This window comes from Tunturibacter empetritectus (assembly GCF_040358985.1).
Taxonomy (GTDB): domain Bacteria; phylum Acidobacteriota; class Terriglobia; order Terriglobales; family Acidobacteriaceae; genus Edaphobacter; species Edaphobacter empetritectus.
In genome coordinates, this window is sequence record NZ_CP132932.1 from 997,225 (window position 1) to 1,007,897 (window position 10,673).

Consider the following 10,673-nt stretch of genomic DNA (forward strand, 5'->3'; position numbering starts at 1 on the left):
CCATCCGGCAAACCGATGCAGAGACGAAGGACTTAGCTTCTCCTGCGAATTCGAAACTGGAAGACTATAAGGACACGCTCGTGACCGTTCACCATCGTTCTCGCCATTGTTCACCTTCCATTACCTTTGCTCTCTACGCGACACTTTTTTTGAGCACAGCGGCATCAATCGCTCAGTCCACATCCCCGAACTCCCATTCCGACGCGCAATCTGACAAGCCTCAAGAGGGCGGCCAGGCTCCGGCAACAGGAGGATCAAACACCGGCGGAGCTCACCGCGCAGTCCTCGACGAAGAGAAGAGACCCATCACTGCCGGAGGCTTCGTAAAGAGTGGCCCAGTCATCTTTCAGGACATCGCCGCAAAAGCCGGACTGGCCTCATGGATCCACACCATGGGCACGCCCGAAAAAAGATTCATCATCGAAACAATCGGCTCCGGCGTCGGACTCATCGACTACGACAACGACGGCTGGCTCGATATCTATCTCGTCAACGGTTCCACCTCCGACGCTATCAGCGGCAAAGCAACACCCCCCCACGCCGCTCTCTTCCACAACAACCACGACGGTACCTTTACCGACGTCGCCGCGAAGGCACACGTCACCAATGACCGCTGGGGCGTCGGCGTCGCCATAGCGGACTACGACAATGACGGCTGGCCCGACATCTACGTCACCAACTTCGGCAAAAATCGTCTCTACCACAACAACCACGACGGAACCTTTACCGACGTCGCAGAGAAAGCTGGTGTCAGTCTTGGCAACTGGTCCACCGGCGCCACCTGGGGTGACTACGACGGTGACGGGCGACTCGATCTCTTTGTTCCCGGCTACGTTCACTACGACCTCGCAAATCAGCCCGGATCTGGCGGCAAGGAGGTCTCCTACAGCTTCTGCCAGTTTCGCGGCGAGAAGGTCATGTGCGGTCCGCGCGGTCTCAAGGGAGAGCCAGACCACCTCTTCCACAACAACGGCGACGGGACCTTCACTGACGTCAGCGAGAAAGCCGGTGTCTCCGACAAAAACGGCTTCTACGGTCTCGCCTCTGTCTTCGTCGATGTCAACAACGACGGCAAGCCCGACCTACTCGTCGCGAACGATTCAACGCCGAACTACCTCTACATCAACAAAGGCGACGGCACCTTCGAAGACGTGAGTTACGCCTCCGGATACGCACTCAATGAGAACGGCCGCGAGACCGCTTCAATGGGCATCGCCACTGGCGACTACCGAAATAACGGCCTGCTCGACATCTACAACACCACATTTTCTGACGACTACAACCCGCTCTACCGCAACGACGGCGACGTCAACTTCACCGATATCAGCTATCAGATGGGCATCGCCGAACCCACAATTCCTTTTCTCGGCTGGGGGACCGCATTCCTCGACTTCGACAACGACGGCTGGAAAGATCTGATCATCGCGAACGGCCACGTCTATCCGCAGGTCGATCACACATCCTGGGGGACCACCTGGGCAGAACGACCGCTCCTCTTTCACAACATCGAGGGTAAAAAATTTGATTTCGAACCTGCAGTCGAAGGCACCGCGCTCGCAAGCCTCTACGTTGGCCGCGGCATGGCGGTCGGAGATCTCTTCAACGACGGCAAGCTGGATGTCGTCATCAACTCCCTCGATGGTCACCCCGGCCTGCTCCGCAACGTCTCGCAAGACCATCACCACTGGATCGAACTGAAGCTGATAGGCGGTCCAAAGAGCCCAAGAGACGCCATCGGCGCCACGGTCTATCTCACCGCGGGAACCCAGAGACAACGCGGAGACGTTACCTCTGGTGGGAGCTTTGCCTCCACCCACGACCCGCGCGTGCATTTCGGCCTCGGCGACATCACAACCATCGACTCCGTTGAAGTTCGCTGGCCAAGCGGAGTCAAAGAAAAGTTCGCAGTTACCAAGGTTGACCAGATCGTTACTCTGGCAGAAGGTAAAGGAGCAAGACTCTAACTTCCATCCCTCCCCACTCAATCTTTTGGTTGAGATCTCTATCAGCCCGTAAGAGGATGGCTAACAGTCTTACCGCTTCAATAGAATTCACAGTTGCTATGAAATTGCCCTACAGCCGGATCGGTCGCATCTTTCTCTGTACAGTGCTGTGCGGCGCAATCGCCTCATTTTTCATGGCCTTGAAAAGTGATGGAGCTCTCGCATCTGATGCTGTCACGACCCCCACGCAACGTGAGGTTTATACCGAATCAGTCAAACAACATTACAACTTTCGATTCGGCGCCGATCAGCCCTTCCTCCCGTCAAATGCAACCACCGAAACCGGCCAGTTCATCAACCCCAAAGCCTTCCCCACTGCCAAATACTGCAGCCACTGCCATCAGGAAGCGCATACAGAATGGCGTCAGTCCGCTCACGCCAACTCCTTTCGCGCCCCCTGGTACATCAGAAACACAAACCTGCTCACTGCGGAAAAGGGCATTGAATACACCCGCCACTGCGAAGGCTGTCACAACCCAATCGCCCTCGTCTCTGGCGCGCTAACCAAGGGCTCCCCGGTAAATCGCAAGTTCGACGAAGACGGAATCACCTGCACCGTCTGTCACTCCATCCAGAAGGTTGACGCCCGCGGCACAGGAAGCTACGTTCTCGCGCAGCCCGCAGCTCTGCTCGACGAAAACAATCAACCCATCTACGGCGAGGTCTCCGACAAGGAGATTCTCGCCCATCTCGACCGCCACTCTAAAGCCGTCATGAAGGACTTCTATCGCACCAGCAACTTTTGCGCTGCGTGTCATAAGGCCGCCCTCCCCAAACAACTCAACGACTACAAATGGCAGCGCGCCATCTTCCTCTCCGACGAGTGGCAGCTCTCCTCCTTCGCAAAACAGTCGCCGCTTCCCTTCTACGTAAAAGACCAGGTCTCCACCTGCCAGACCTGCCACATGACCCGCGAAGCTCTCACCACCTCCGACTCCGGCGCGAAAGAGGGCAAGCTTGCCTCTCACCGATGGTTAGGTGCCAACACTGTTCTTCCAAAGTTCTACAACTACGACACTCAGATGGAGAAGACCATAGCCTTCCTCAAAGCAGGTGTCTTCAACGTCGACATCTTCGGCCTCGAGAGAAACGGAGGCAAGATCATCGCGCCTCTCGGCAGCGACAACTTCACCGTCTCGCCCGGCGACCTCCTCACCACCACGATCATCATTCAGAACAAAGGCATCGCACACAGCCACGTACCCGAGCAGCGCGATATGTACGAGAGCTGGGTCGAATTCGAGGCCAAAGATTCCTCCGGCCGTATCCTGATGCACTCCGGCGCGATCCAACCCAACGGTGACCTAGACCCTCGCGCACACAGCTTCACCAATCGCCTCGTAAACACCAAAGGGACCATCAACGATCTTCACCAGGTCTGGGATAATCGCGTGGTGGCTTACAACAACACCATCGCCTCAGGCCGATCACAGCTCGTCCGCTACCAATTCAAAGTACCCGCGGACGCAGCCGGTCCCATCACCGTCACCGCGCGGGTCAACTATCGCCGATTCGATCAGCACTTCATGGACTTCGGAATGGGCAAGCACTACGAGATGCCCGTCGTTGCCATGTCCGAGCGCACACGCACCTTCACCCTCGGCGAGAATCCCCCCGCGGTCGACCCGCAGGACAACAAACTCTGGATGCGATGGAACAACTACGGCATCGCCATGCTGGACGCACAACAGTACGCAGAGAGCGGCCGCGCGTTCGAGCAGGTCGCCAAACTCCGTCCCGACTATGCCGACGCCTTTATCAACATTGCCATCGCCAACTTCCAGTGGGAGCGCTACGACGCCTCCCGCGCCAGTCTCAACAAAGCTCTCGCTCTCAGCCCTCACAACTCGCGCGCTCTGTACTACCTCGCACTAGTCGAACGCAACCAGGGCCAGGTTGACAACGCCATCGCAGACCTTCGCCAGGTCATCGAAAAATTTCCAAACTCACGTGACGCCCATAAAGAGTTAGGCTTCTCTCTCTATCAGCAGCGCAAGTACGACGAAGCTCGCACAGAGTACGAGACCCTCCAATCCATCGACCCAGACGATCTCGCTGCCCACTACATCCTCTCCATCGTCTACCGCCGTCTCGGCATGAAAGATAAGGCCTCTCACGAAGCCGCAATGTTCGCAGATCAAAAAGACGATCCCACAGCCAGCACCTACGCGCTCGAGTTCTTGCGCAAACACAACGAAATCGCATCGGAGACCGTACCCTGGCACACACACACAGATTCCCCCGTCGAGCCCGCCGCCAACACCGGAACATCTGCTCGATGAATCTGCTGCGCTCTGCACTCTTTTTTGCCCTCGCAGCCGTTTCCTGTCTCCCGGCATTCGCCGAGTCCGCGAAGCAGCGCGGAGCAGCATTGTTTGTAAATAACGGCTGCCAACACTGCCACACGATCCGCAACGTGGGCGGCGACAAGGGTCCCGACCTCTCCGGGGTAGGACGCGTGCTCAACAAAACTCAGATCAGAACGCAGATTGTTCAGGGGGGACGAGAGATGCCATCCTTCGCCAACATCCTGAAGACGGCTGAAGTGGATGACCTCGTCGCCTACCTCCACTCCTGCCGTGACAAAAAGCCGAAATATCCATAAGTACTCCCGGACAGAGGACGTATCATCCAAGCTGAAGCGACTCCGTCCATCATGCTTTCGAACGTATCGACCCTACGCATGAACTTACTTTCGCGCCTCCATCTCGTCGTGCGTTCTTCCCTCATCTGGACCTCGTGCGGAATCGCCGTACTCTCTCTCTCCGCACACTCCCAGTCACTGAATAACTTCGGCTATCAATCCTGGTCTACGGAAAACGGCCTTCCTCAAAACAGCGCCCATCAGATCTTCCAGTCCACCGACGGGTACATCTGGATCGCAACCGAAGGCGGCGTTGCTCGGTTCAATGGCATCGACTTCAAAGTCTTCAACCACGAAACCACTACCGAAATCACCAGCGATGACATCTGCTGCTTCGCCCAGAGCCACGCCAGCCCACTCTGGATCGCAACCTCCGACGGTCTCCTCCGATACTCGGCAGGAACGTTTCACCGTTACTCCGCCGCGAACGGATTACCCACTGGCCGCATCCTCAACCTAGCCGCCGCAGAAGATGGCACTCTCTTGATCCTCACCACAGATGGCCTCGCCAGCTTTGACGGTCAGCGTTTCACCACCATCTCTCTTCCGTCCTTCGCCGCCCCATCTGCAATCGCCACCGCTCGCGACGGCAGCGTTTGGATCGCATCGAACTCCGGAATCTTTCAATATCAAAGCGGCCGAGTTCTTCCTCAACCACTCAACTCTATCCCAGCGCAAAAAGACATTACAGGCCTCGGCTTCTTCCGCGACCGCAGCCTCTGGTTGCGCACCGCAACCAGCATCACAGTCCTGCAGAATGGCCAAACCCGAACACTCCCACTAAGCCGCGATCTGGCCGCTGCGCACATACAGTCTTCTCTCGTCGACTATCAAAACCAACTATGGATAGGAACCAACAAAGGCCTCTTCACCCTGGACAAAATCAACAACCATCCACAACCCGTCCCTGCCCTCAGCTCCGACAGCATCCTCTCCCTCATGCAGGATGAAGAGGGAAATCTCTGGGTAGGAACAGAGACCAGCGGCCTGCAAATCCTGAGGCACAAAAACTTCCGCGCCATTCCTGCCCTCTCCGACCTCCCAATCACGGCCATCGCACAGGCATCCGACGGCGCTCTGTGGGCAGGCACCAGCAGCGATGGCCTCAACCGCTGGCAAGCGGAAAACGTTCAGCATCTCTCTACCCGCACCGGCCTTCTCAGCGAAACCATCCTTACCTTAGCCCCGGCTGGAGACGGCAGCATGTGGGTCGGCACCCCCGACGGCCTGAACCGTATCGAGGGCGCGAAGGTTCGAACCTACACCTCTGCCGACGGGCTACCTGATGACCTCATTCGCTCTCTGCTGAGCGACGATGACGGCTCACTCTGGATCGGCACCCGCCGCGGCCTGGCGCACTGGCAGAACAACCAGTTCGTCACTCTCACTCAATCCGACGGTCTCGGAAGTGACCTCGTAGGCGCTCTGCTCCGATCTCATGCCACCTCCGAACATGACCTTTGGATAGGAACACTCAATGGACTCTCGCGCCTCCGAAGAGGCAACATCACAACCTTCACTACAAAAGATGGGCTCTCCGGAAACACCATCACCTCTCTCGCCGAAGATCCAACCGGCACACTTTGGATCGGAACGAAAGCAGCTGGACTCAGCGTCATGTCCCCCGCCGCCGGCTTCGCGCCGCTGCATCGAGACGATCTGCCCCAAACCATCGACTCGATCCTCGAAGACAGCCACGGCAACCTGTGGCTAAGTTCAGGTCGAGGCTTCACGCGCGTCTCCGCTTCAGCGCTTGTCAAATGCGGCTCGTCTTCAACCTGCAATCCTCATCCCGTCTCTTATGGCCGCGCCGATGGCATGCCAACCGAAGAAGCCTCCGGCGCGGGTCATCCCTCTGCATGGAAAACTACAGAAGGAATGCTCCTCTTCGCCACCCGCAAAGGGGTTGCCATTGCCGATCCTAGCCACCTCATCGAGAACCTCATCCCTCCCCCAGTCGTCATCGAGCAATTTACGGTAGATGGTGTTGAGATTCCCCTAGGAGCGACCGAGAAAAATATTGCCCCCGGCCACGCCAGTTTTGCGTTCGAATACGCCGGCCTCAGTTACGTAGCTCCTGCCAAGATTCGCTACCGCTATATTCTCGAGGGGTTCGACAGGCAATGGACCGACGCCGGCTCACGTCGTATCGCCTATTACACCAATCTCCCGCCGCGCCACTATCGCTTTCGCGTGCAAGCAGCAAACAACGATGGCGTATGGAATGAAATCGGAGCTCAAATTTCCTTCTCTGTGCGGCCGCACTTTTATCGCACCCTCTGGTTTCTCCTGCTGCTTCTTCTTCTCATCGCCGCCATCGCGCTTGCCCTCTATCGCCTCCGCGTTCGGCGGCTTGAATCACAGTTCCAGGCAGTTCTCGCTGAGAGAAACCGTGTGGCCCGCGAGATCCACGACACCCTGGCCCAAAGCTTCGTCGGTGTCTCCGTACAACTCGAACTCACCTCTCAGCTGCTGGCTCAGTCGCAAGTCTCCGCCGCCAGCCAGCAGGTCGACCGCACCAGAACTTACGTCAGGGAGGGCCTTGCCGACGCTCGTCGCAGCATCTGGAATCTTCGCGCGATTACTGCGCAGAACAGCCTACCCACCCGGCTCACGCAGCTTGCAGAACAGTGGAGCCAAAAGAAACTCAACACCCGCCTCAATATCTCCGGCACCTACCGCCCTCTCGCCCAGTCTTTTGAAGATGAGGTCTTTCGTATCGCCCAGGAGTCTCTGGCGAATGCCGCACGCCACGCAAACGCGACTCAGGTATCCGCAGACCTCAACTACAATTCAACTCGGTTAACATTACGCATCTCCGACAACGGCAGCGGATTTTCGCTTGCCGAAGAGCATCTCTCAGCAAACGGCCACTTCGGAATAAAAGGCATGCGCGAACGCGCAGCTCAAATTAATGCTCGACTGACGATAAAGAGCTCTCCCGAAGATGGCACGACCGTCATCCTCGAAGCGCACATCGCAGAAGGAAAAGAGACAGCAACCCATGGCTGAACGCATTCGAATCCTTGTAGTAGATGACCATCACGTCGTACGGCAGGGCCTCGTTGCTCTGCTCAGCATCATGGCCAACATTGAAGTCGTAGGTGAAGCCAGTGACGGACTCCAAGCCATCGAGCTCTACCGCACCCTCAAACCCGACATCACGTTGATGGATCTGCAGCTTCCTAACCTCGGCGGAGTCGACGCCATCCTGAAGATTCGTGCCGACGACTCCACCGCAAGATTCATCGTCCTCACCACCTTCGACGGAGATGAAGATATCTTCCGCTCCCTCCAGGCCGGCGCAAAAGCCTACCTCCTCAAAGGAATGACCGTTGACGAGCTCCTCTCCACCATCCAGGCAGTTCACAGCGGAAGGACGCTGATCTCTCCCGCCATCGCAGAGAAACTCGCCGAACGGATGAGCACGCAGCCCCTAACCAATCGCGAGCTGAAAGTCTTGGAGCGCATAGTAGCCGGCCGCGCTAACAAAGAGATCGCATCCGACTTGAAGATCAGCGAAGCCACCGTCAAGTCACACATCAACAGCCTGCTCGGCAAACTTGGCGTCAGCGATCGCACTCACGCCGCAACCGTAGCTCTCCAGCGGGGTATCGTACATCTCAAATGACAACGCAACCAATAAAGTCTGCTCTCTTAGCTTTCCTTCTGATCGTTAGCCTCTCTTCAGTCGCCTTATCGCAATCAAAATCATCCTGGCGCGCCGCGACGCCTTCAGAACTACAGGCTGTGTTGCCCGCCCGCGCACCAGTCGAGAAGGAGCGCATCGAAACAGAAATGCGCACCGCTTCCGGTATCATCGACGCACGCGGAAAGATCATCGCAGGGGTTGTCCTCATCACTGCTGGGTACTCCGCTGACGGAAAATACTCCCACTACCTTTTAGTCCAGTCCCCCGTCACCTTCGGAGACATCTCACTCGCCGCCGGCAGCTACGTCATCGGATGGCAGCGTGGTGAAGACGACCTCGTCGTCAAATTCTACGAGGCCGTGACAGGAAAGGAACAGGGCACCGTCACCGCTCATCGTCTGGCAACGGGATCACGTGTAGAGTCCTTTCGCATCTGGCCGCCCTCAAACAACTCAATCCTTCAAATCGGCCGCTTCGCAATCCCCTACGTCCTGGAAAAGTAACCCACAAAATGACGATCCGCCGAAACGAAGAGAGACATCTTGACCTGACCATCGGGCGCAACAGTCTGTAATCGACACCGAGGAACGAGAGCTTGTTATCAGTGCACAAGCACTGTACTTTAGTCAGCATGAAAATTGATCGCGTGGTAATTGTCGTGGTGACACTATTCGTCGCGAACGTGCTCCAGGCGCAGAGTGCGGCCACATGGGAGATCGGCCCATTCACACGCCCAGCGAACGGCAATCCGGTCATCACTCCTCGTCCGCGATCCATCTTCACCGATCCTGTGCTCGGAGCCCTGGTTAACTGGGAGACCCTCCACACCTTCAACCCGGCAGCAATCGTTCGCAACGGCAAGATATACGTCCTCTACCGCGCAGAAGATAACTCCGGGACGATGCAGATTGGCGAACATACCTCACGGCTCGGTCTGGCGGAGAGTAAAGACGGTATTCACTTCATGCGGCGATCTGAGCCGGTCTTCTACCCATCCAAAGACGCGCAGCAATCTCGCGAATGGCCCGGTGGTGTCGAAGATCCGCGGATCGTCGAAACACTAGATGGCAGCTATGTCCTCACTTACACCCAATGGAATCGCAGTACCTACTCCGTGGGAATCGCAACCTCAGCCGACCTGACGCATTGGGTCAAACACGGTCCGGCATTTGCAGGCGCATCGAACGGCAAGTATGACCAGCTCAAGTACAAATCAGCAGGAATCGTAACTCGTTTAGACAACGGACGACTCATTGCCGCAAAAATTAACGGGAAGTTCTGGATGTACTGGGGAGAGGGTGCCATCCATCTGGCCACTTCCACCGATTTAATCCACTGGAGTCCCATAGAAAACGCTCAAGGTGATCCCATCGAGATCCTTCGCCCGCGTCCGTTACACTTCGACAGCACCTTCCCAGAAACAGGTCCGCCACCAGTCCTCACTGCTAGAGGAATCGTCGTTCTGTATAACGGAAAAAATTCTGCGAGGGAAGGCGATCCAGATCTCGGTCCGAATGCCTACGCCGTAGGCGAAGCGCTCTTTAGCGGCAGCGATCCCTCGCATCTCGTCGAACAGACGGAGCATCCGGTACTCAGGCCAACCATGCCATATGAGAAAACAGGACAATACGCTGCGGGCACAACCTTCTCAGAAGGCTTGGTCTACTTTCACAACAGCTGGTTTCTCTACTACGGTTGTGCCGACTCTTTGGTATCCGTCGTCACGGCGCCCAATAAATAAATAGCACTCACTCCCTCATAGCAATAAAAAGCCGCATATCCAATTGAGGGTCTGACGAAACAAACCTGTTTCAATCCGCCTAATGGAAGTGAACGGCGATTCCAGTACTGGCCCCATAAGGCCGCAGCGTACCGAACGGAAAATTAAGCCACCACTGATACTCGAAATCGACAAGCCGAACGCTGTACCGACTGTTTCCAAGCGCCAGATCTACACCACCGCCCGGAGCAAGCACAAAGTAACTGCCGTCCGCGTAATCGTACGGAAAATGAAAGCGCCCATCCCCGATAAGAATCTTGCCGTACGCAGTCATCCACCGCCTGCGATAGGGAAACTTTCCCCCGATAAGGTAAGTCGACTGATGTGTACCAACTTCTTCATTGATGGTCAGAAAGCGAACCTCAGCCTCGTAGCTGATCCTCTCCGAACGAGCGTAATCGACAAAGCCAGACCCTCCGCCAAGGTCACGCTTGCCATAGTCTGCCGCAAAGAACGAGTAAGTCCCGCCAACCATCCACCGCGGCCCTGGCCCTGTAGCCGTCGGCAGCGCCTGTGCGTGCAGAGCCGACGTTGCAGCGGCAAGCAACAGCAGAACAACAAGCTTCCGCAACGATCTTCGGAGATGTCCTGGAC

Annotated in this window: 8 protein-coding genes; 7 read left to right on the forward strand and 1 reads right to left on the reverse strand. The window is 56.7% G+C overall.

All coding sequences use genetic code 11. From position 1 onward, the window contains the following. Positions 1-149: 149 nt before the first annotated feature. The 7 genes from RBB75_RS04080 (at position 150) to RBB75_RS04110 (ending at position 10,040) form a co-directional block, all read left to right on the forward strand. Entirely contained in the window at positions 150-1,964 is a 1,815-nt protein-coding gene (locus RBB75_RS04080; protein ID WP_218884717.1) for a CRTAC1 family protein, read from the forward strand. Positions 1,965-2,137: 173 nt separating this feature from the next. After that, positions 2,138-4,285 (forward strand): tetratricopeptide repeat protein, encoded by a 2,148-nt coding sequence (locus RBB75_RS04085; RefSeq protein ID WP_353069629.1) that lies wholly within the window; start codon positions 2,138-2,140, stop codon positions 4,283-4,285. Then, on the forward strand, positions 4,282-4,608 hold the full coding sequence (locus RBB75_RS04090) for a c-type cytochrome (protein ID WP_179639447.1): 327 nt from the start codon (positions 4,282-4,284) through the stop codon (positions 4,606-4,608). Before RBB75_RS04085 ends, RBB75_RS04090 begins: the two co-directional genes overlap by 4 nt. 78 nt (positions 4,609-4,686) lie before the next feature. Beyond that, positions 4,687-7,659: a sensor histidine kinase gene (locus RBB75_RS04095; RefSeq protein ID WP_353069630.1), complete on the forward strand. Its 2,973-nt coding sequence runs from the start codon at positions 4,687-4,689 to the stop codon at positions 7,657-7,659. After that, positions 7,652-8,278: a response regulator gene (locus RBB75_RS04100; RefSeq protein WP_179639449.1), complete on the forward strand. Its 627-nt coding sequence runs from the start codon at positions 7,652-7,654 to the stop codon at positions 8,276-8,278. Before RBB75_RS04095 ends, RBB75_RS04100 begins: the two co-directional genes overlap by 8 nt. Before the next feature lie 167 nt (positions 8,279-8,445). Continuing rightward, positions 8,446-8,802, forward strand: a complete 357-nt coding sequence (locus RBB75_RS04105; protein ID WP_257031162.1) for a hypothetical protein — start codon at positions 8,446-8,448, stop codon at positions 8,800-8,802. 128 nt (positions 8,803-8,930) lie between these two features. After that, positions 8,931-10,040, forward strand: a complete 1,110-nt coding sequence (locus RBB75_RS04110; protein WP_179639451.1) for a glycoside hydrolase family 130 protein — start codon at positions 8,931-8,933, stop codon at positions 10,038-10,040. A gap of 79 nt (positions 10,041-10,119) precedes the next feature. Here RBB75_RS04110 and RBB75_RS04115 read toward each other — a convergent pair whose 3' ends face one another. Then, positions 10,120-10,650 carry a hypothetical protein gene (locus tag RBB75_RS04115; protein WP_179639452.1) on the reverse strand — a complete coding sequence of 177 codons (531 nt, stop codon included), beginning with the start codon at positions 10,648-10,650 and terminating at the stop codon, positions 10,120-10,122. Positions 10,651-10,673 lie beyond the last annotated feature (23 nt).